Source organism: Intestinimonas timonensis (assembly GCF_900626145.1).
Lineage (GTDB): Bacteria > Bacillota > Clostridia > Oscillospirales > Oscillospiraceae > Intestinimonas > Intestinimonas aquisgranensis.
Map to the genome: position 1 here is coordinate 1 of NZ_LR130816.1, position 19534 is coordinate 19534.

Consider the following 19534-nt stretch of genomic DNA (forward strand, 5'->3'; position numbering starts at 1 on the left):
TGGCGGCGGTACTCCGCCTCCAGCAGCTGTATTTTACGTTTCTCCATCGTCAACCTCCGATCCGGAATTGTTCGGGGATCTCTTCCTTCGTTTTCCGCCGGTAGGACATACCGGAGATTTTACTGGTGGCCAGGGAGAACGCCAGCTTGCATCCACCCACAGACCCGTGCCGGTTTTTGGCCAGGTCCACGTCCAGGACGGACGGGACGTTGGGGTCCACCGACTCTCTGGCCGCATAGTAGTCCTCCCGGTAGAGGAAGATGACGCCGTCGGCGTCCTGCTCCAGGGCGCCGGTGTCCCGGAGGTCGGAGAGCTGTGGGCGCTTTTCCTCACGTTTTTCCAGATCCCGGTTCAGTTGGCACAGGACCAGGATGGGAATGTGCAGCGCCCGGGCCAGGTTTTTCAAGTCCCCGGAGATCTCCGTGGTGTATTCCACTCGCCCATACCGTCTCGCCGCCGGCGGCGGCAAGATCTTGCCAAAATAGTCCACCACGATGAGCCGAAGCCCGCCGATGCTTCGAGCCAAGGCACCGATGTCGTCCACCGTCGCCGTGGGGGCGGCGTTGGACCAGAAGGCCAGCCCGGCCAGTTTCCGGGAAACGTCAGCCACCCGGTCCTCCTCCTCCTGGGTGAGGGCCTGCATGAGCAGCTTCTGGGAGGGAATGCCGGTCTCCCGGGAGATGCGCTTGGCGGAGAGCTGCTCCGTGTCCATCTCCAAAGAGACGAAGAGCACCGGGTCCGCCTGGGCCACCCGGTCGGCGATGTTGAGGGCCAGGGTGGTCTTTCCCATACCTGGCCGGGCGGCCAGCAGGTAGAGTCCCGAGTTGAGCATCCCGCCCCCCAGCAGCTCGTCCAGTGCCATGTAGCCGGTACAGACATAGCCCTTAGCGTCACCCGCCTCGATGGTCTCCCGCTGCCGGTAGTAGGCCAGGATGCCGTCGCTGGGACTCACCAGCTTTCCGGCGCTGCCCTGGGCAGCCAAGTCATTCAGCCGCTGCTGGGCGGATGCCAGGATAACGTCTGGGTCCTCCAGGTCGTCCACGCCGGCTCGGACGCGGTCGGCGTGCTCCCCCAGGGCCTCCCGCAGCCGGTCCTTTTTTACGATCCTGACATACTCCCCCACGTTGGCGGCGGTGGGGGTGATCTCCATGAGCTGCATCAGGTATTGGGAGGAGACCTTTGCCCCCATTCTCTGGGCCTGGTCCAGGATGGTAACCGGGTCCAGCTTGCCGCCCGACCGCTCCAGGGCCAGGATGGCCTCGTAGAGCATCCGGTTGACCTCCAGCCGGAAATCCTCCGGCCGCAGTTCCCGCTGTATCTCCGGGAGGCACCGGTCCGTGATGAGGATGGCGCCGAGGATGCTCTGCTCAGCCATACTGCTGGGGACTTGATACTCACTCATCCTCCACCAGCACCTCCTCCCCATCGATGACCTCTGTGTGCCAGCCGGTGAGCTGTCTGGCCTGGGGCCGGGCCGGGGCAGCCTTGCTGTCCTTGGGCAGCTCATCCAGCCACCGCTGGTTGCGGAGGTACCGGCAGGCGTATGGCACCGCCCAGTCCTTGTTCTGCACCTGCCGCTTGAGGGCCCGGGCAATGGTGTCGATGAGAGCGTCGTCCGGCTTGAGCCTGTCCCATTCCCGGACGGCGCTCACCCGGTCCTCATGCCGGGGATAGAACTTCCAAAAAGCCTCGAAGCGCTCCGGCTTCCAGGGTTGAGCATGATCCGGTTATCCTTCCGGGGACGACCCCGCTTTCCCGTTTCTTCCGGTGGCAGCAGCGGCTTGATTCGTTCCCATTGTTCTTTTGTTAATTCATATCGTTTCATGCTCATAACTTCGCATAACTTGGTTTCTTGTGTAACTTTTATTTTTCAAACAAGGCCTAACCGTTTCTTTAGTAAGTTCACTTGTTGTTGTGATCTTCCAGATCTCGGCGGTTACGTTCTCTTCAAGTTGATTGCCGCTTTGGAGCTGATACTCTCCCTTTTTATGCTCCTGACCCTTCAGTACGCTTTGGATCATTCCGTCTAGGACGTTCTGCTGCTGGGTTTGGTCCACACCGTCCAGCAGCTTTTCCGCATCCTCCGTGGACATGATCACCACATACATGGTATCTGTGGCACTCTCATACACATCTCTCATACCGTTGCCGTTGCGCGCCCGGTGGGCCAGAGCCCAGTTCAGCTCAACGCCGGGCACCGTCAGCACATCCTGATAGAGGGCACCAGCAGCCTCAGCGTTCAACTCCGCGAAGGAATCGTTGGTCCCCGCTTTACCAGAAGGGCGATCGTTCGTGGTGCCATAAATCTCTATATCTCTTCGGTATCCACCGATCTCAATACTGTTGTTACTTGCGGTAGTTCTCCAGGGCGTCTCCCCGGACTCAAAGTCTCCGTTCTGAAGAGCCATGTAGTAGGGGACCTGTTTGGGATCTGACTCTCCCAACAGGTTTCCATTCGCATCCGACACCTGCACTTTATACCACAGGAGGACGCTGTTAGAGATTTCCGCCGCGTTATAGTCCAGGGCAGGGTTCAGGCGGTTCCCATCCACATTGTTGCCGACCCCAGTAATATTGAAGCTTTCAACTTTCTCCCAATCGTTGGTACTATCATAGCTCCGATACCAGGTATAGACAGCATCCGCAGGCGCGCCATCCGCAGTTGCGACAAACCAGCCATTCTTATTGATTTCGTCCTCAATGGAGACAGAAAGATTCCTGTACTGCCTTCCCATCACCGCATAGATGGAGAAGCTGTCGGCCTCCACCTCCACGGTCTGGTCAGCGGAGGTGTCCTCCACCATGGCGACCTCGCCCACAGGCTCGGCGGACACGGGAGCCTTGTTCTCGTCGGTCTCCACGTGGTAGACCTGGAGGGCGCCGGTCTCCTCGGTGATGAGGTTGGAGGCAGCCTCCACCTCGAACCGCACGGAGACGGTATGGCCGCCGGCGGGCTGGAGCTCGTTGCCGTCGGCGTCGGTGAAGGTGATGTCGAAGGCCACCATGCTCAGGGGATCGATCTCTTCCACATCCTCCATGGCGTCAGCCACGGCCTGGGCCACATCCTCGGCGGTGGCCTCAGCGGCCTCGGTGCCGGTGATGGTATCCAGCAGGCTCAGGGGAGCGGCCTCCTGGACCACGGGGCGAATGTTCAGCACAGTACCCTCAGGGAAGGCGCCGGCAGGAGCATCCACGTACACGGTGACACCCTGGTAGGTCTCATGGCCAGAAATGGCCACGTCCTCAGTGACCACCACGGTCCAGGACTCCACATGCTCCTCGTAGGTGACGGTCACGTCAGGAGTCTCCTCCTGGGCGGCGTCACTATCGCTCTCAGCCTCATCGGGGAACACGGGCAGCACGGACACGCCGTCCACGCCAGCAACCACGCCGACCGGAGCAAGATCGGCAGCGGGAGCGGGGTCGGGCTCACTCTCCTGAGCAGCATCGCCGGTGTCGGTGTCATCGGCGGTGTCCTCCGCAGGAGTATTATCCTCGGCGGGGGTAGTCTCCTCTACAGGAGTGTTATCCTCGGCGGGAGTGGTCTCCTCGGCGGGAGTGGTCTCCTCCACGGGGGTGGTCTCCTCCACAGGAGTAGTCTCCTCTACGGGAGCAGTCTCCTCCACAGGAGTGGTCTCCTCTACGGGAGTGGTCTCCTCCACAGGAGTGGTCTCCTCCACAGGAGTAGTCTCCTCTACGGGAGTGGTCTCCGCAGGAGTGGTCTCCGCAGGAGTCGTCTCCGCAGGAGTCGTCTCCGCGGGGACGGTCTCGCTGGGAGGCACAGTGTCGGTAGGCGCCACGGTGTCAGTAGGCGCAACCGTATCGGTGGGGACAGGGGTCTCCACCGGGACTGTCTGGGTAGGTACAGGCATCGTGGGAGTCTCCACGGCCTCATAATAACGGTGATAGACAGTGGTCTCGCCGGCGGAAATACCGGTCACCACACCGTCTGCCACCTCGGCGACAGCAGTGTCATCCGACCACCACTCGTCACCCTGGGCACTCTCCATGCCGTACAGGTCGACGCTCTCGCCAACCTTCAGCTCTACGGTGCCGTTGTTGCCTTCCTCTGCTGCAAACGCGCTGACAGGCAGCATGCCTATCACCATGGCGAAGGTCAGCAGCAGAGCCATTGCTCTTTTCCTCGTGTTTGCCAACATCAAGATCTTTCTCCCTTCATTCAGAAAGTTTTTGATGCGGCAGCCGGACGAGCCTGGCGGCTTGCGCCGCTTTAGCCTCCTGGCTTTGCGTCCCGCCCTTTCGGACGGTTTGCCTTTCTCTCGGTTCTTCGCTCTCTTTCTTTGACGTGGACTGTTTGCTTCCGGGGGGGCGTTTACTCCCCGCTCGTGTCTCCGGAACCCGCCGGTTCCACCCCTTTCTCATCCTGGCCGATGACACCGTCCATCAGCCGAATCAACTCCAACGCACTGCGGAAGGGGCGGGTCTGCTTTCCGTCCAACCAAGTGACGGTCCCCTGCCATGTGGCGTTCTGCTGGTTGAGGATGTGGATTACAAAGGTCCTGCGTGCTCCTGTTTCTTGCTCCATACCGGGCCAATGACCTCCTTCCTCATATACTGAAACTATCATACACGACGTCGGTTACATTTCGGTCACATTTTAAAAATTGCTCTTTCTAATTTTGATACTTATTATATCTCCGTCCAAAACCGCCCTCGCAAAATTTTATATGTTTTTTTCACAAAACCTATTGACATTCCAGAGGCTATATTGTACTATATAGCCAGAAAGGATGAGGTGAGTCCGATGAACTAGTCGGTATCCGACGAAGTCCTTATCCCGGGTGTCAAACCTAGGTGGCACCCACCGCGTTGAAGATCCCACCAGCAAGAAAAAGTTTCCTACGCAGCAAGTTCCCCAACAAAGCTCACTGAAGTGAGAATGCACACGGCAAACCTCAAGCGAAATATCGCGGACGACGGAACCGAATGTGTCACAGCTTGTTCGAGTGGTAACTGCACAGCAAAGGTCTTTTTCCCAAGCGATGGATTTTGGGCGCGTTAAAAATCCGTAGAAAGTCAGAGGTACACAATTTGGTAGAAATTCAGAATCAGATGTAGCCCCCCGGTCACGTTGGATGGCCGGGGGGTTGTGCTGTTCTCTGAGAAAATGTACCTCCACATAGACAAAAGGCGCCCGGACCGATTGGATCGATCCGGGCGTCTTCTTTTTTCCGCAGACTGGGCGTCACCGCCCTAGGGCCTCACGCAGCCGCTGCCGCTCCATAGTCAGAAGCTCATACATCTCCCCGGTGATGACGCTCCCCACTTCGCCCGCCATGGTGCGGGCAGACCGGTCCAGCGCATCCTCATAGCCCTGATAGTAATGGAGATAGTGCTGGAGTCGCAGGGCGGTATGTACCAGCATAGCGCTCAGGGGCGCGTCGCCCTCCATATCCTGGGGCCAGCCGGAGCCGTCGGCGTTCCTGTGGTGCCAGAGGGCGATCTCTGCTCCGTACCGGAGCGGCGGCACGTCCTCCTCCGACGTGAGGAGCTCATACCCCAGGACGGTGTGGCGGGGGTCTCCCTCCTCCTGAGGGCTCTCCGGGTCGGGCAAGCCCAGCATGCCGATGTCACAAAAGGCCGCCGCCATACCGACGAGGGCAGCGTCCTCCGCGGTCAGGGGACCCTCCGGATGCCCCTCTACGTAGGCCTCGGCCAGGCAGGCGGAAAGCGCCCCGAGCTGGCGGCAGCGTGCAGGGTCCAGAACAGGGCGGAACCGGCAGAGCTGTTCCAGCTTCCCGAACCAACGCCGGGCCAGCACCTCCGACTCCTCCAAGGTCAGTTCGGAGACCAAGAGGGCCCGTCCGGGGACACCAGCCGGTCGGTTTTCCTCCTCCTTGGGATGATCCAGAATGGTGGACTTGGGCGGCCAGGACTTCCGCACCACATCGCACACCCGCTCCTGGACCGTGTGGGGGTCCACCGGCTTTACCAGGAAGTCCGCCGCCCCCCGCTCGACGCTGGAACGCACATCCTTTTCATTGGCGTCTGTGGTGATGAGGATCACCGGCAGCTCCGCCGTGTCCCGGTCCAGCTGAAGCTGGTGGAGAACTGTAAAGCCAGCTCCCCTCCGGCCCAGACAGATATCCAGCAGCACAGCACAGATGCGGTCCCGGTGGTGTTTGAGGTATGTAAGCCCCCGGTGGGCATCCAGCACACACTCCACCTGGAAATGGTGCTTGAAGATCTCATTCAAAATGGCCAGATCCAACTCGGAATCGTCGATCACCAGCAGTGTGTCCCGCATCACGCCCGGGCCCCCTCTCCAAAGTATCCTTCGATCAGCGCCGCGACGTGCTCACTCTCCCGCTTGGCCTCCCAAGTGAGCGCGGTCAGCTTGTTCCTGTGCTGAAACCGGGACGCACGGAACTCCACCAGGATGGCCTGGGCACAGTCGTGGATGGGTACGAGGCCCAGGTTGCCCGCCAAACCCTTCAGGTTGTGGACTCCCATATAGAACGCATCCTCGTCCTCCTCCCCCAGCGCCCGGAGGATCTCCTCAAAATGCAGCTGACCCGGCAGCTTCGCCAGAAAGGAGAGGTACAGGTCCTCATTGCCCATAAAACGGTCCAGCGCCTGCTGGACCTGGATGCCGGATGCCTCCAGCAGCCCCAGAAATGTTTGCTTATCCATTGTGCTCTCCTCATTTCCCCATGGGACGGTGAGACAGCGGTATGTAGCGCAGGCCGCCCTCGTCCCGACAGGACTCCATCAGGATCAGTTCCTCTACCCGCCAGGTGCACGTGGGGCAGGCGGCGGCCCAGGCCGTGAGATCGGCACCGGGCAGCGGCCTCAGATCACGCCCCAGAGTGAGATGCGGCCGGAAGGACTTGGCATCGTCCAGCCACACCTCCTCCTCCACCAGCGCCCGGACCAGCCGGCGGCGCAGGGCAAGGAGGGGCGGCCGCTCCTCCACCCCCATCCACCAGAGGTCTCCCTTTTTGCCGGAAAACCGTCCCGGGCGGGTGGTGGGGAGAGAAAATGGCGCACCGGTGGCGCGCTCCATGGCTCGCTCTGCCCCGGCACGGCGGTCGGTCTCTCCAAGAAAGGCCAGCGTGAGGTGGATGTTCTCCCAGGGAACCATCCTGCCCCTCTGACAGAGGGCACGCAGCCCCCGGCCCTGCCGTTCCAGATTCCGCCGGAGCTCCTCCGGCGGGACCAGCGCCACAAACAGTCGCACGTTCTCTCCCTCCCACGCGCTGCGCCGTTCAGCTCTCCATGTGCCGGCCCAGAAAAGCCGCCACCATCTGCACCAGCTTGTATTCCGGCTCTCCGGCGGCGCTGCCATCCTGGGAGACAAAGAGCACACTGCCCAGCACGTCTCCCTCGGACAGGATGGGCGCCGCGGCGTCCAGGCGGTACTTGTCGTTCTCCTCACAGACCGGCAGCGGATTCTCCCCGCTCTGGTGCTGATAGATCTGACGGCCCTCCATGATGCTTTCCAGCTCGGCGGAGATCCGCTTGTCGGTGAGCTCCCGCCGGGCGGCGCCCGCTACCGCGATACAGGTGTCCCGGTCCGTCATGACCGCCACCCGGCCCGTGGTCTTGTTCAGGCTCTCGCACAGCTGAAGCGCGAAATCGCTCAGCCCTCCCATCAGGGAATACTTTTTGAAAATGACGCCGCCGTCCTTGTCCGTGTAGATCTCCAGCGGGTCCCCTTCCCGAATTCTCATCGTGCGGCGGATCTCTTTGGGAATCACGACCCTGCCAAGATCATCGATGCGGCGTACGATGCCAGTTGCTTTCATCTATCTTTCTCCTCCCGCGGTGATATTTGGTCACAGACCTTAGTATCCGCAGGATTCTTTTGCCTATACAGGGAAGAGAACTGGAATGACTTGGAATGGGACTACGCCAAATCCGCCAGAGTGAGACTCACCGGGCAGTGGTCACTGCCCAGTATATCACTGTGGATCTCGGCGGCTTCAATGCGCTCCCGCAGCCGGTCGGAGACCAGGAAGTAGTCGATGCGCCAGCCGGCGTTCTTCTCCCTGGCCTTGAAACGGTAGCTCCACCAGGAGTAGGCGCCGGTGAGGTCGGGGTTAAGGTAGCGGAAGGTGTCGGTAAAGCCGGCGGCGAGCAGCTCCGTCATCTTGGCGCGCTCCTCGTCGGAGAAGCCTGCGTTCCCCCGGTTGGTTTTTGGGTTTTTCAGATCGATCTCCTCATGGGCCACATTCAGGTCCCCACAGACCACCACCGGTTTCTTTTCGTCCAGACCCTTCAGATAGGCCCGGAAGGCGTCCTCCCACTCCATGCGGTAGGGCAGCCGGGCCAGGCCGTCCTTGGAATTGGGCGTGTACACCGTCACCAGGTAGAGTTCGGGGAACTCCAGGGTGATGGCCCGGCCCTCGCCCACGTGGGCGGGGTCGCCGATGTCGTAGGTCACTTCCAGAGGCTCCTTCCGGGTAAAGACGGCGGTACCAGAATAGCCCTTCTTCTCTGCCGAGTTCCAGAACTGGAGATAGCCCGGCGTCTCGATCTCCGCCTGACCGGGCTGCATCTTGGTCTCCTGAAGGCAGAAAACGTCGGCATCAGATGCCTGAAAATAGTCGTAAAATCCCTTCTGCACACAGGCCCGCAGGCCGTTGACGTTCCATGAGATGAATTTCATGCTGTTGTTCCTCCTGTGATCCCGGTGCGTAACCGCGCCGGACTACACCCACCATTGTACAGGATGTCCCTCCAGAATACCAGAGCCAGACCGCGATTTTACAAATTCCCGGTGGCAGCCCCGCCCGGACATGGTACAATAGGAGCACAAGGGAGGGATACCGATGCTGCGGCTCTTTTTTACACAGGATGTGGACGCCCACGACCTGCTCCGGCGCTCCGCCGGGCTGGTGTGGGGCATGGAGGGGCTGCCCGACCTGGACCGGGCTCCAAGAGGCAAACCCTTTTTCCACAGTATGCCCCAATACCAGTTCAATCTGAGCCACAGCGGCCCCTACGCCCTGTGCGCCCTCAGCGACGGAGAGGTGGGCGCCGACATCGAGGTGGTCCGGCCCCGCCGCCCCTTTCTCCCCAAAAAGGTCCTATCTGAGACGGAGTTTGCCTGGTTCCAGGACCGTGGAAACCATTGGGAAGATTTCTACACCCTGTGGACATTGAAGGAGGCCCGGGTGAAGTACACCGGTACCGGCCTCACCGTCCCGGCCCGGGACATCGCCGTCCCCCTTCTGGACCCCGGACAACACGCCCGGCTGGACGGCCTCACCTTCACCGCCTACGCCGGAGAGGGCTGGCGGGCCGCCCTCTGCGCCGCGGAAACAGGCCCTCTTATAGAATGTATCGGCGATTCTTAAGCTAGTTTTAAGAACTGGAACAGGTTTTTCTAAAAGTTCTCTCTGTATACTGTTCTCATCAAGAGAAGGAGGAACAGCCATGAAGATCCTGATCCTTACCGGAAAATTCGGTATGGGGCACTACTCCGCCTCCCAGTCGCTGCGCCTCCAGCTGCTGGGCGCCTTCCCCGGCTCCCAGGTGGAGGTAGTGGACCTGCCCGCCTACGCCATTCCCGACGCCTCTGAGGCCATCTACAAGGCCTTCTCCCTGCTGGTGACCAGAGGGAGCGGTCTCTACAATATCTACTACAAGGCCACTGAAAACGCCACCCTGAAGGCCCGCCCCCTGCTGGCCGACCTTTTTCAGGACAAGCTGGGCGAGCTGCTGTGGGAGGAGCGGCCCGACGCCGTCATCGCCACCCACCCCTTCTGCGCTCGGCTGGTGGCCGACTACAAGGAGGAGGTCTCCTCCGACCTCCCCCTGGTGACCTGCATCACCGACCTCTCCTCCCACTCCGAGTGGCTCAATGACGCCACCGACTGTTACCTGGTGGGCTCCCCGGACATCCGGGACCGTCTGGTGGCCAAGGGAGTGGAACCGGAGCGCATCCTGGTCACCGGCATCCCGGTGAAGCCGGAGTTCAAGCGTCCCGCAAAACGAGGCTGCCGGGGTCTGGGGGAGCGTCACCTCCTCATCATGGGAGGCGGCCTGGGCCTGCTGCCCAAAAAGGACAAGTTCTATAAGGAATTGAATGCCATCCCCGGCGTGCGTACCACCATCATCACCGGCGGCAATCAGAAGCTCTATGACCGTCTGCACGGCCGCTACGAGAACATTGAAGTCGTGGGCTTCACCGACCGTGTGTACGACTACATGGCCCAGGCCGACCTGATGCTCTCCAAGCCCGGCGGCATTACCCTCTTCGAGACCATCTTCTCCGAGCTGCCCACCCTGGCCTGGGAGCCCTTCCTTCAGCAGGAGCGGGAGAACGCCCGCTTTCTTATCCGCCACCAGATCGGCCGCATCGCCCCCAAGGAACCCGAGGCCTGCCTGGACGCCATCGTCCGTCTCCTCACCGACGACATCGCCCTGGCACGGATGGGGCAGAACATGCGCCGTCTGAAGGGCCAGCTGGAGGCCCAGAGCCTGGAGCGGCTCATGGCCGCCCTCACCGTGGGTGCCGGAAAGGAGGCCCTCTGATGGACCGCAAGCGCATCCTCAGCTTCTCTTTTCTGGCCGCTCTCATTGGCGGCACCCTCTTCTTCCTCCTGCGGCAGCAGCCCCTCTCCACCCTGCTCCAGGTCCTCCGCTCGGTGCGGCCGGGGTACATCGTCCTGGGCCTAGGACTCATGTTCTGCTTCGTGGGCTGTGAGGCCCTGTGCTCCAGGCTCATCCTGGGCCGCCTGGGCCACAATATGCCCTACCGGAAGTGCCTGGGCTACTCCTTCGCCGGCTTCTACGTCAGCTCCATCACCCCGTCTTCCACCGGCGGACAGCCCGCCCAGATCTTCTACATGTCCAAGGACGGCATCCCCGCCGCCCACGGCTCCCTCAACATGATGGTGGTGGCTGTGTGCTACCAGACCGTTACCTTCCTCTACGCCGCCCTCTCCTTCTTTCTTCTCCCCCAGGTCCGCACCGCCCTGGGCGGTGGTCTGGGGCTGCTGCTCCTCTACGGCGGCGCGGTTATGGTGGTCCTCACCGCCGGCATGCTCTCCATGATGTTCCTCCCCAACGCCGCCCGCCGCCTCACTGGCGGCCTGGTGACACTGGGCGTCCGGGTTGGCCTGGTGAAGCATGAGGATAAGGTCCGCGCCGGTCTGGAGCGCCAGATGAAGGCCTACCGGGAGGGGGCCGACTGCCTCCGGGCCAACCTGAACCTGGTGCCCCTTCTCCTCGGCCTCACCTTCCTCCAGCTCACCGCCCTCTACGCCGTGCCCTACGCCGTATACCTGGGCTTCGGTCTCAGCGGCGCCTCCCTCTTCCAGATGGTGGGCACCCAGGCCCTGGTCTCCCTGGCCGTGGGCTCCCTCCCCCTGCCCGGCGCCGTGGGCGCTGCCGAAGGAGTGGCCCTCCACGCCTTCACCCTCTTCTTCGGCGCCGGTCTGGTGACCCCCGCCGTCATGGTGGCCCGGGGCATCAGCTTTTACAGCTTTCTCCTCATCAGCGGTCTCATTACCCTGTGCGTCCACCTGAGTGTCCGCCGCCTGGCCCTGGCCCGGGACCCTAAGACGCCCGCCGTCGTCCCGCCGGTCCGGCTGGCCAAGGCCGGGCGGAAGACTGCACTGGGCTGAGCAAAACAAAAAGATCCCGTTTTCCGGCTGGAAAACGGGATCTTTTTTAGTTCTTTCCGGTAGTGAGCTCCTCCACCAGCTCCACAGCGGTGAGGACCATGCGGTCACAGTGGGCCTTCCGGTCCTCCCCCGTCTCCTTGGCATTCTGGAGGAGCTGGGCGCAGTCCAGAGCCCCCGCACGCTCCTTGAAGAGGCGCTGGAATTCAGCGGCAGTGTGGGTATCCGCCCCCCGGAGTCCCAGGGCCATGAGGCCACCGGTCACCGCCCCGCACACGGAACCCCGGCGCATCCCGCTGCCGAACTGAGCCGCCACCTGGTACATAGTATGGTGGTCCATACCCTGCTCCTCGGCGAAGGGAATGAACGTGGCTTGGGCACAGTTGTAGTGGGGCTCCGGAATATGGTGGAGCTCCTCCGCCCGTTTCTTCAGATCCATTGTGATTCTCTCCATTCTGTCTTCTTAATTGAATCGGTCCGGGTCCTCTTCAAACAGCCGCCGCACCTTCTCCAGCAGGGGACGGTGTTCCAGCTCCGTGAGCTCCGGATCGGCCGCCAGCAGCTCAGCGGCGGCTTCCTGGGCCTCCTTGAGGACCCGGGTGTCGGTCTCCAGGTCGGCCACCCGCAGGGCGGGCAGGCCGTGCTGCCGCTCCCCAAAGAAATCGCCGGGACCCCGGAGCTTCAGGTCCTCCTCGGCAATCTTGAAGCCGTCGTTGGTCTGGGTGAGGACCTTCAGCCGGGCCCGGGTGTCCGGGCTGCGGTTGTCGCTAACCAGCACGCACCAGGACTGGTGCTTTCCCCGGCCCACCCGGCCCCGGAGCTGATGGAGCTGGGAGAGGCCGTACCGGTCGGCATTCTCGATGATGATGAGGCTGGCGTTGGGCACGTCCACCCCCACCTCGATGACGGTGGTGGACACCAGGATGTGGGTCTCCCCGGCGGTAAAGGCGGCCATGGCGGCCTCCTTCTCTTTTGCCTTCATGCGGCCGTGGACTAAGCCCACATGCAAGTCTGGAAAGACCTGCTCCCCCAGCACCCGGGCATACTCGGTCACCGCCTTCAGGTCCCAGGCCCCATCCGGGTTCTCCTCCACAGCGGGGCAGACGATGTAGACCTGCCGTCCCTCCTTCACCTGGTCCCGGACAAAGCCGTACATCCGCTGCCGCTTGCTCTCCCCCACCAGCACCGTTTTCACCGGCATCCGGCCCGGGGGCAGCTCGTCGATGACAGACACATCCAGGTCCCCGTAGATGATGAGGGCCAGGGTCCGGGGGATGGGGGTGGCAGACATGACCAGCACGTTGGGCGAAAAATCCTCCTCGCCCCCCGCCTTGGCGGCCAGGGCCGCTCTTTGCTCCACTCCGAAGCGGTGCTGTTCGTCGGTGATGACCAGCCCCAGCCGGTGAAAGGCCACTCCCTGGGAGAGAAGGGCGTGAGTGCCCACCACAAAGGGAAGCGCCCCCGACTCCAATGCGGCCAGGACCTTCCGCTTCTCGGACACCTTCATGGAACCGGTGAGGAGCCCCACTTCGATGCCGGCGGGGGCGAGCATGGCGGAGAGGGTCTTGGCGTGCTGCTCGGCCAAAATCTCGGTGGGGGCCATCATGGCGCACTGCCAGCCGGAGCGGACGGCCAGCCAGGCGCAGCCGGCGGCCACCGCCGTCTTGCCCGAGCCCACGTCGCCCTGTACCAGCCGGTTCATGGGCCGGGGGAGGGCCAGGTCGGCGGCGGCCGTCTCCAGGGCCCGTCTCTGCGCCCCCGTCAGGGTGAAGGGCAGCAGCTGATAAAAGCCCTCCAGGTCCGTCTCCCCGAAGCCGGGGCCTCGCCCCCGGCTCCGCCGCTCCCGCAGCAGGGCCAGGCCCAGGGAGAGGTAGAAGAGCTCCTCGAAGGCAAAGCGCCGCCGGGCGGCGTCCAGGGCGGCCTCATCGGCGGGAAAGTGGATGCTCCGCCAGCACTCCGCCGCCGGGGCCAGACGGTGCCGGGCCAGCAAGCTGTCAGGCAGGGTCTCCGCCGGGGGCGGCAGCTCCCGGAGGGCCCGCTCCACCAGCCCGGCCAGGAGGTGGTTGGTGATCCCCGCCGTCAGGGGGTAGACCGGCATGATGCGCCCGCAGGCCCAGGGCCGCTCCGCCCCCTCGAACTGGGGGTTTGTCATCTGCCGGTGGATGCCCATGAGCTCCACCCGGCCGTAGAGGATGTACTCCTCCCCCCGGTGGAGGGCCTGGCGGACATAGCCTTGATTGAAGAAGGTCACCAGCATGGCGGAGGTTCCGTCCACCACCTTGAGCCTCGTCACGTCCAGGCCCCTTCGGATGCGCATGCGCCGGGGCTCCTCCGCCGCCATGACCCGGACACAGCACAGCTCCCCCACCGGAGCCTCGGCGATGGCATAGACCTGCCGCCGGTCCTCGTAGCTCCTGGGGAAGTAGCCCACCAGGTCCCCGGCCACCCGGAGACCCAGCTTTTCCAGGCCCTTGGCCCGGGCCTCCCCCACCCCGGGGAGCTCCCGCAGAGGGGTGTTCACATCCATGACTCCGCCTCCTCCAGAAAGGACTCCCGGTCGTAGAGGGCATTGAGCACCGGCAACAGAGCGTTGGCGCTCATGTGCTCAGGAAGGTCCAGATGCCTGAGCAGGGCGCTCCGGCGCTGGGCGGAGTCGGGGGTACCAGAGAGTCCCAGCAGGTAGAGGTCGGCCTTGGTGATGGCCTCTTTGGGCACACTTCCGCTGGCCGGCTCCTCCAGAAAGGTGGCCCCCGCCCGGCGGAGAACCTCCTCCAGCACCGCCGGGGACATGCCCTCCACCCCCAGCTTGCCCTCCTTGCCGGGAGTCCGCTTACGCCGCTCCTTGCCGTAGACGTCGGGGATGTAGGCGTGCTTCACCCGGTCCTTGGGCAGGGCGCTTTTGAGGCGGCTGCGGATGAGGAAGCCCGCCCCGTCGGAGTCGGTGAGCACGATGAGCCCCCGCTCCTCCGCCAGCCGCCGCAGCAGGGCCACCAGCTCCTGATTTTTGAACACCCCGAAGCCGGCGGTCTCCAGGATCACCGTGTCCACCACCTGAGAGAGGGTGTTTTTGTCATAGCGGCCCTCTACCACGATGGCCTCCTGTATGTGCAGCATCCCCCGGACTCCTTCCTTTTCTTGTTACGCGATGCCCGTCTTGGGCGGGCGGTTGGCCAGCTTCAGAATGAGGTCGATGAGGAGCTCCTCCCCGTCGGCCCCCGCCTGGGACTTCATGGCAAGGTCTGTCTCCGCCGCCTGGACCACCGCCCACCGGCACCAATTCCGGTCGAACCGCCGGGCGGCGTCCATGAGCTTCTGGGCAGGGTAGGCCGAGCGCATGCCCCACAGCTCCACCAGGTAGCCCGCCCCCTTCCGCTCCTCCATGGCCAGCCGGGCGGAGTATAGCTGCCGCAGCTGCCGCCCCAGCACCGAGAGGAGCTTGATGGGCGGCTCCCCCATGTGGAGGAGGTCGGAGAGCACCGACGAGGCCTTGTCAAAGTCCCCGGCGGCGATGGCGTCGGTAAGCTGAAATACCACCGCGTCCAGCTGGGGGATGGCCACGGCGTCGATGTCGGCACGGGTCACCGCCCGGTGCTGGGCGTAGGCGCCGATCTTGCCGATCTCCGAGATGAGGCCCGTCATCAGGTCTCCGCACAGGAAGATGAGGTACCGGGCCAGCTCGGAGTCGATGTCGTGGTCCAGGGCCTTGAACCGGCGGCGGATCCAGTCCACCAGATCCCCCTGCTCCTGACGGGTGAACTTCACCGCCATGCCGTGGGCCTTGATTGCGGCGGCCAGCTTGGTGCGGGCGTCTGGCTTGTACTCGATGAGGTCGTAGACAAAGACCAGGCAGACGTAGTCCGGCAGGTCGGAAAAGAGGGCGGCCATGGCCTCCCGCTGCTCGGCGGGCGCCTTGAAGAGGTCGTAGTCGTAGACCACCACCATGGTGCGCTCACTCATCATGGGCAGGCAGTCGATGACCTGCCCCAGGGCCTTGGGGTCGCACTCCTTGGCCTGGAAGGTGTGGAGGTTGAAGGCCTCCATGCCGCCGGGGAGCAGCTTTTTCTTCATCTGCCCCAGGTAGAAGTCCCGGAGATAGGCCTCCTCCCCGTGGAAGATGTAGAGCTGTCCCAGCGTCCCGGCGGACAGGTCGCTTTTGAGCTGTTTGACCGCCGCGGCGTCGGCGTTGTTGGTCTTGGCCATAAAGGACCTCCTTATCTCACCGTGATGGTGACGTTTCCCTGTAAGTCGGTGCGGTAGATGTCACAGCCCGCCTCGCTCAGCCGGAGCAGGGTCTCCGGGGCGGGATGGCCGTAGGTATTGTAGCCGCAGGAGACCACTGCCGTCTCCGGCGTCACCGTCTCCAGCAGCAGGTCGGAGGCGGCGTACTTGGAACCGTGGTGGCCCACCAGCAGCACATCGATGTCCGGCAGGTTTCCGTACTTCACCAGCCGTCCCTCCACCACCTGGTCCATGTCCCCGGTGATGAGGGCGGAGAAGTCCGCCGTCTCACACAGCAGGCTCAGGCCCTCCTCGTTGGTGTCGCCGCTGCCCAGCGGACCGTACAGGGTGAGCACGGCGTCCCCGAACGCCAACGTCACATCGTCCCACACCATCAGCGCCGGGATGTTCCGCTCCTCCGCCACGTTCAGGAGAGCGGTCTGAAGCTCCGGTGGGTCGATGACCTGGGGGACAGCCAGATTGGACACCTCCAGCCGGTCCATGAGGGTGGCCACCCCGTTGGCGTGGTCGTTGTGGCAGTGGGTGAGCACCAGCAGGTCCACCCGTTTGATGCCCATGGTGCTCAGGTAGCCGGCGGCGATATCCCCGGCGTCCTCGCCGGTGCTGCCGCAGTCCACCACCGCCACCCGGTCTCCGCAGCGGAGCACCACACACTGGCTCTGACCCACGTCCAGCACCGTCATGGTGAGGCTCCCCGCCCAATAGGCGGCGTGGTTGAGCACCAGGGCGGTGACGAGCACGATGGCTGAGCAGCACAGGGGCACCAGAGGCCGGTGCGGGCCCTTCAATCCCAGGTAGCAGAGCCACAGCAGATAGACCGTGGCCAGGCCGCCCATCAGGTAGGGTCCCACCGTCGTCACAGAGGCGAAGGGGGCGGCGGCCAAGTTCCGGACCAGCCACAGTACCAGCCGGGGCAGCAGCCCCACCACCTGACCCAGGGCCGTCCCCACGGCGGGGAGCAGGAGCTGGACCAGGGCGGTGAGCAGCCCGCCCTGGAAGGTGAGCTGCAAAAGGGGCAGGCACAGCAGGTTGGACACCGGGGAGATCACCGAGAGACTGCCAAAGTACCACACCAGCAGGGGCACGGTGAAGGCCAGGGCGCCCACGGTGACCCCCAGAGAGCCAGCCGCCCACCAGCCCAGCCGGCGGAGCGGGCCGTGCTTCTGGTTTTCTTTCTTTTCCGGCGTCGGAAAGAACCCGGTCACATAGTCCCGCACCCGCCCGGAGAAGGCCAGGATGCCCGCCACCGAGGCAAAGGAGAGCTGAAGGCTCACACTCTGCGAGGCCCAGGGGTCCTGGAGCAGGAGGAGCAGCAGGGCCAGAGAGAGGCTGGTAGGGGAATCGTTCTCCCGGCCCAGCAGAGGTCCCAACAGCAGCAGGCCGTTCATAACAGCGGCCCGGACCACCGAGGGGGTACACCCCACGGCCAGGGCGTAGCACACCATCAGCGGCAGCACCACCAGAGCGGTGCGGCGGCGGTAGCGGCTGCCGGTAAAGGCCACCGCCAGCTGGACCAGAAAGCTCATATGGAGCCCCGACACCGCCACGGCGTGGGCCAGCCCCGCCCGCCGGAGGGCGTTATAGTCCCCCTGGGCCAGGCCAGAGGTATCGCCGGTGAGGAGGGCGGTGACCAGCCCGGCGCTCTCCGCCGGGAAGGCGGCAGCCACGGCCTCCTTGACGGCCTGTGACCAGTGGGCGGGCAGGGCCCACAGAGGGACCGTCTCCGGCCGCCGGACCTCCAGCGCCTTCACGCTCCCCGTCAGGTGGATGCCCTGAGAGAGGCGCCAGGTCCAACTCTCCGTGGCAGTCTGGGGCGGACCGGACCACTCCGCCGTCACCGTGAGGGCGTCGCCGGGGCGCAGGTCCATGAGTTTCTCACTGTCGCCGTAGATTGTCGCCCGGAGGACCATGCCGTCCTCCAGCGTCACCTTTGCCTCCACCCCTGCGCCATAGCTGGTCTCATAGGGCCAGTCGGTAACGGCAGCGGTGAAGGTGCTCGGGACGCCGTCCAGCTCCCGGGCAGAACCCAGAAAATGGGCGTTATAGCCCGCCGTCCAGGTAAGTCCCGCCGCCACGCCCAGGCACACCAGGGCGCAGCGGCGCCACCGGTCCTCCCGTTTCAGGAGGGCCGGCAGAGGCAGGAGCAGGGCGAGTACCCACAGCCCCCGGCAGCTCAGAAAAACCGCCGCGGCAAAGCCGGCGGCCACCGCCGCCAGCTTACGCACGGGGCGCCGAGGGGTCGTCGGTGCGGCCCAGCAGGTAGTCGGTGGAGGTCTGGTAGTAGTCTGCCAGCTTGATGAGGGCCCATACCGGGATCTCCCGCAGGCCCTTTTCATACCGGCGGTAGACCTCCGGACTCATCTCCAGGATCGCCGCTACTTCCTTCTGTTTCAGATCCTTGTCAACGCGCGTATCTGCCAGTCGTCTAAAATACATTCCTATCACCCGTTCAACACTACCATACGGTAGGTTTTCACAGGTGGTTCAGAACCATACGGTTCTATTTTACCATTTATAGGGTTTCAATCAAGGGTAAAATCTCTCCTCCAGCCACCAGATGGGACATCCGACCCTACGCACCGAGCACCGGCGGCGTTACGAAGTAAGCCGACGGTGCAAGCAGCGTAGCAATAGAAGACTTGGGGGGTACATCCAATAGGGGGGAGCCGCAGCTCCCCCCTGTGTTGGCCGTTTCAAGGGGGAGAGCCCAGAGAGGGGGGAAATCGGAATCCCCCCTCTCTGGGGTGTCTTTGGTTCCTTTCTGCACAGGCAGAAAGGAACGCCCCCTGCAGGGTGGACAACACCGCAAACAGAAATCACTTTTGTTCAGAAGAAAATCATTTTGCGACCATCTCCGATGGGGAACGGCCTCCGGCGGGCCCCTTTCTGAATGACCAGAAAGGGGCGAAAGAGTCAGTCAAGGAGGGGGATTTCGATTTCCCCCTCCTTGACAATCCTCCCCTTAAAACGACCAAGCACAGGGGGGCCGCGGCCCCCCTATTGGATGTACCCCCCGGGGCTCTTCTATCGTTACGTTATTCGCACCGTCGGCTTACTCCGTAACGCCGCCGGTGCCCGGGGGGCTGGGGAACCATCGACAGGAAAAACCATCCCCCGGCGGCATAGCCGCCGGGGGATGGCGATGGGTGTATGCGATCAGCCGGGAGGCCAGGTCATGTCCCGTCCGCCCAGCACGTGGAAGTGCAGATGGTAGACGCTTTGACCAGCCTGCTCGCCGATGTTGGAGACCACCCGGTAGCTCTCCAGGCCCAGGTCCTTGGTCACCTTGGAGATGACGGCGAAGATGTGGGCCACCACGGTGGCGTTCTCCGGGGTCACCTCGGCCACGGAGCCGATGTGGGTCTTGGGGATCACCAGGAAGTGGGTGGGCGCCTGGGGGTCGATGTCGTAGAAGGCGTAGACGGTCTCGTCCTCATACACCTTGTTGGAGGGGATCTCCCCTGCCGCGATCTTGCAGAACAGACAATCGCTCATGTGCAGAAACCTCCTTTCACACGCTGCTCTCTATCGAAACTGATTGAGCTCTGGATAATAGGTGAAGCCGGTGGCCGCCAGGGCGGCGCAGAGGGCTTCCGGTGTGGTGTCGTGGTCATCGCAGAAGGACTCCAAATCGGAATAGGTGTCCCGGAGCCTGGCGTTGACCACGCTGTACAGGATCATGGGGTCCTGGGGCAGCATGC

The 19534-nt window shown here is 63.3% G+C and carries 21 protein-coding genes and 1 riboswitch; of the genes, 3 read left to right on the forward strand and 18 right to left on the reverse strand.

Annotated elements, in window-relative coordinates; genetic code table 11:
- Positions 1-49 precede the first annotated feature (49 nt).
- The 10 genes from E0E29_RS00005 to E0E29_RS00050 all read right to left on the reverse strand — a co-directional run bounded on the left by E0E29_RS00005 (position 50) and on the right by E0E29_RS00050 (position 8632).
- On the reverse strand, positions 50-1402 hold the full coding sequence (locus tag E0E29_RS00005; protein WP_165449748.1) for a replicative DNA helicase: 1353 nt from the start codon (positions 1400-1402) through the stop codon (positions 50-52).
- Positions 1395-1652 carry a hypothetical protein gene (locus tag E0E29_RS00010; RefSeq protein ID WP_130848066.1) on the reverse strand — a complete coding sequence of 86 codons (258 nt, stop codon included), beginning with the start codon at positions 1650-1652 and terminating at the stop codon, positions 1395-1397. The genes E0E29_RS00005 and E0E29_RS00010 overlap by 8 nt, the downstream gene beginning before the upstream one ends.
- The gene (locus tag E0E29_RS19155) at positions 1649-1831 is read right to left on the reverse strand and encodes a transposase (protein ID WP_207303547.1); all 183 of its coding nucleotides are present in this window, start codon (positions 1829-1831) and stop codon (positions 1649-1651) included. The genes E0E29_RS00010 and E0E29_RS19155 overlap by 4 nt, the downstream gene beginning before the upstream one ends.
- Positions 1812-4133, reverse strand: coding sequence for a hypothetical protein (locus E0E29_RS00020; protein ID WP_130848067.1), 2322 nt, complete (start codon positions 4131-4133; stop codon positions 1812-1814). The genes E0E29_RS19155 and E0E29_RS00020 overlap by 20 nt, the downstream gene beginning before the upstream one ends.
- A 62-nt stretch (positions 4134-4195) precedes the next feature.
- A riboswitch (cyclic di-GMP riboswitch) is annotated at positions 4196-4284 on the reverse strand.
- 49 nt (positions 4285-4333) lie between these two features.
- Positions 4334-4546 carry a hypothetical protein gene (locus E0E29_RS00025; protein WP_130848068.1) on the reverse strand — a complete coding sequence of 71 codons (213 nt, stop codon included), beginning with the start codon at positions 4544-4546 and terminating at the stop codon, positions 4334-4336.
- 660 nt (positions 4547-5206) lie between these two features.
- Positions 5207-6268 (reverse strand): response regulator, encoded by a 1062-nt coding sequence (locus E0E29_RS00030; RefSeq protein WP_242622385.1) that lies wholly within the window; start codon positions 6266-6268, stop codon positions 5207-5209.
- A complete protein-coding gene (locus E0E29_RS00035) occupies positions 6268-6654 on the reverse strand; it encodes an SH3 domain-containing protein (protein WP_130848070.1) in 387 nt (128 codons plus the stop codon). Before E0E29_RS00035 ends, E0E29_RS00030 begins: the two co-directional genes overlap by 1 nt.
- A gap of 10 nt (positions 6655-6664) precedes the next feature.
- Positions 6665-7201, reverse strand: a complete 537-nt coding sequence (gene thpR / locus E0E29_RS00040) for an RNA 2',3'-cyclic phosphodiesterase (protein WP_165449749.1) — start codon at positions 7199-7201, stop codon at positions 6665-6667.
- Positions 7202-7229: 28 nt separating this feature from the next.
- Positions 7230-7769 carry a stage V sporulation T C-terminal domain-containing protein gene (locus E0E29_RS00045; protein WP_130848072.1) on the reverse strand — a complete coding sequence of 180 codons (540 nt, stop codon included), beginning with the start codon at positions 7767-7769 and terminating at the stop codon, positions 7230-7232.
- A 101-nt stretch (positions 7770-7870) separates the two neighbouring features.
- Positions 7871-8632: an exodeoxyribonuclease III gene (locus tag E0E29_RS00050; protein ID WP_130848073.1), complete on the reverse strand. Its 762-nt coding sequence runs from the start codon at positions 8630-8632 to the stop codon at positions 7871-7873.
- A gap of 163 nt (positions 8633-8795) precedes the next feature.
- Here E0E29_RS00050 and E0E29_RS00055 point away from each other — a divergent pair, with 163 nt between their 5' ends.
- The 3 genes from E0E29_RS00055 (at position 8796) to E0E29_RS00065 (ending at position 11597) form a co-directional block, all read left to right on the forward strand.
- Positions 8796-9323, forward strand: coding sequence for a 4'-phosphopantetheinyl transferase family protein (locus tag E0E29_RS00055; protein ID WP_130848074.1), 528 nt, complete (start codon positions 8796-8798; stop codon positions 9321-9323).
- Between the two features lie 79 nt (positions 9324-9402).
- The gene (locus tag E0E29_RS00060; RefSeq protein WP_130848075.1) at positions 9403-10503 is read left to right on the forward strand and encodes an MGDG synthase family glycosyltransferase; all 1101 of its coding nucleotides are present in this window, start codon (positions 9403-9405) and stop codon (positions 10501-10503) included.
- Complete coding sequence (locus tag E0E29_RS00065) at positions 10503-11597, forward strand: lysylphosphatidylglycerol synthase transmembrane domain-containing protein (protein WP_130848076.1); 1095 nt, start codon at positions 10503-10505, stop codon at positions 11595-11597. The genes E0E29_RS00060 and E0E29_RS00065 overlap by 1 nt, the downstream gene beginning before the upstream one ends.
- A 46-nt stretch (positions 11598-11643) precedes the next feature.
- Here E0E29_RS00065 and E0E29_RS00070 read toward each other — a convergent pair whose 3' ends face one another.
- From E0E29_RS00070 to E0E29_RS00105, 8 genes are all read right to left on the reverse strand, one after another.
- On the reverse strand, positions 11644-12033 hold the full coding sequence (locus E0E29_RS00070) for a C-GCAxxG-C-C family protein (RefSeq protein ID WP_130848077.1): 390 nt from the start codon (positions 12031-12033) through the stop codon (positions 11644-11646).
- 24 nt (positions 12034-12057) lie between these two features.
- Positions 12058-14121, reverse strand: coding sequence for an ATP-dependent DNA helicase RecG (recG, locus tag E0E29_RS00075; RefSeq protein WP_130848078.1), 2064 nt, complete (start codon positions 14119-14121; stop codon positions 12058-12060).
- Complete coding sequence (locus tag E0E29_RS00080) at positions 14112-14708, reverse strand: ribonuclease M5 (protein WP_130848079.1); 597 nt, start codon at positions 14706-14708, stop codon at positions 14112-14114. Before E0E29_RS00080 ends, recG begins: the two co-directional genes overlap by 10 nt.
- A gap of 24 nt (positions 14709-14732) precedes the next feature.
- Positions 14733-15794: a DNA polymerase III subunit delta gene (gene holA, locus E0E29_RS00085; protein WP_130848080.1), complete on the reverse strand. Its 1062-nt coding sequence runs from the start codon at positions 15792-15794 to the stop codon at positions 14733-14735.
- A gap of 11 nt (positions 15795-15805) precedes the next feature.
- Positions 15806-18058, reverse strand: a complete 2253-nt coding sequence (locus tag E0E29_RS00090; RefSeq protein ID WP_130848081.1) for a DNA internalization-related competence protein ComEC/Rec2 — start codon at positions 18056-18058, stop codon at positions 15806-15808.
- Positions 18051-18269: a helix-turn-helix domain-containing protein gene (locus E0E29_RS00095; RefSeq protein ID WP_130848082.1), complete on the reverse strand. Its 219-nt coding sequence runs from the start codon at positions 18267-18269 to the stop codon at positions 18051-18053. Before E0E29_RS00095 ends, E0E29_RS00090 begins: the two co-directional genes overlap by 8 nt.
- 720 nt (positions 18270-18989) lie before the next feature.
- On the reverse strand, positions 18990-19328 hold the full coding sequence (locus tag E0E29_RS00100; RefSeq protein WP_130848083.1) for a histidine triad nucleotide-binding protein: 339 nt from the start codon (positions 19326-19328) through the stop codon (positions 18990-18992).
- A gap of 30 nt (positions 19329-19358) precedes the next feature.
- Positions 19359-19532, reverse strand: a complete 174-nt coding sequence (locus E0E29_RS00105) for a DUF4250 domain-containing protein (RefSeq protein ID WP_130849023.1) — start codon at positions 19530-19532, stop codon at positions 19359-19361.
- Positions 19533-19534: the final 2 nt, after the last annotated feature.

Coding starts and splice junctions, on each gene's coding strand:
- holA (WP_130848080.1), bottom strand. CDS start 15,794: ATGGCCAAGACCAACAACGCCGACGCCGCGGCGGTCAAACAGCTCAAA.
- E0E29_RS00070 (WP_130848077.1), bottom strand. CDS start 12,033: ATGGATCTGAAGAAACGGGCGGAGGAGCTCCACCATATTCCGGAGCCC.
- E0E29_RS19155 (WP_207303547.1), bottom strand. CDS start 1,831: ATGAGCATGAAACGATATGAATTAACAAAAGAACAATGGGAACGAATC.
- E0E29_RS00055 (WP_130848074.1), top strand. CDS start 8,796: ATGCTGCGGCTCTTTTTTACACAGGATGTGGACGCCCACGACCTGCTC.
- E0E29_RS00020 (WP_130848067.1), bottom strand. CDS start 4,133: ATGGCTCTGCTGCTGACCTTCGCCATGGTGATAGGCATGCTGCCTGTC.
- E0E29_RS00080 (WP_130848079.1), bottom strand. CDS start 14,708: ATGCTGCACATACAGGAGGCCATCGTGGTAGAGGGCCGCTATGACAAA.
- E0E29_RS00065 (WP_130848076.1), top strand. CDS start 10,503: ATGGACCGCAAGCGCATCCTCAGCTTCTCTTTTCTGGCCGCTCTCATT.
- E0E29_RS00105 (WP_130849023.1), bottom strand. CDS start 19,532: ATGCTGCCCCAGGACCCCATGATCCTGTACAGCGTGGTCAACGCCAGG.
- E0E29_RS00025 (WP_130848068.1), bottom strand. CDS start 4,546: ATGGAGCAAGAAACAGGAGCACGCAGGACCTTTGTAATCCACATCCTC.
- E0E29_RS00095 (WP_130848082.1), bottom strand. CDS start 18,269: ATGTATTTTAGACGACTGGCAGATACGCGCGTTGACAAGGATCTGAAA.
- E0E29_RS00035 (WP_130848070.1), bottom strand. CDS start 6,654: ATGGATAAGCAAACATTTCTGGGGCTGCTGGAGGCATCCGGCATCCAG.
- E0E29_RS00050 (WP_130848073.1), bottom strand. CDS start 8,632: ATGAAATTCATCTCATGGAACGTCAACGGCCTGCGGGCCTGTGTGCAG.
- E0E29_RS00100 (WP_130848083.1), bottom strand. CDS start 19,328: ATGAGCGATTGTCTGTTCTGCAAGATCGCGGCAGGGGAGATCCCCTCC.
- E0E29_RS00005 (WP_165449748.1), bottom strand. CDS start 1,402: ATGAGTGAGTATCAAGTCCCCAGCAGTATGGCTGAGCAGAGCATCCTC.
- E0E29_RS00060 (WP_130848075.1), top strand. CDS start 9,403: ATGAAGATCCTGATCCTTACCGGAAAATTCGGTATGGGGCACTACTCC.
- E0E29_RS00045 (WP_130848072.1), bottom strand. CDS start 7,769: ATGAAAGCAACTGGCATCGTACGCCGCATCGATGATCTTGGCAGGGTC.
- recG (WP_130848078.1), bottom strand. CDS start 14,121: ATGGATGTGAACACCCCTCTGCGGGAGCTCCCCGGGGTGGGGGAGGCC.
- E0E29_RS00030 (WP_242622385.1), bottom strand. CDS start 6,268: ATGCGGGACACACTGCTGGTGATCGACGATTCCGAGTTGGATCTGGCC.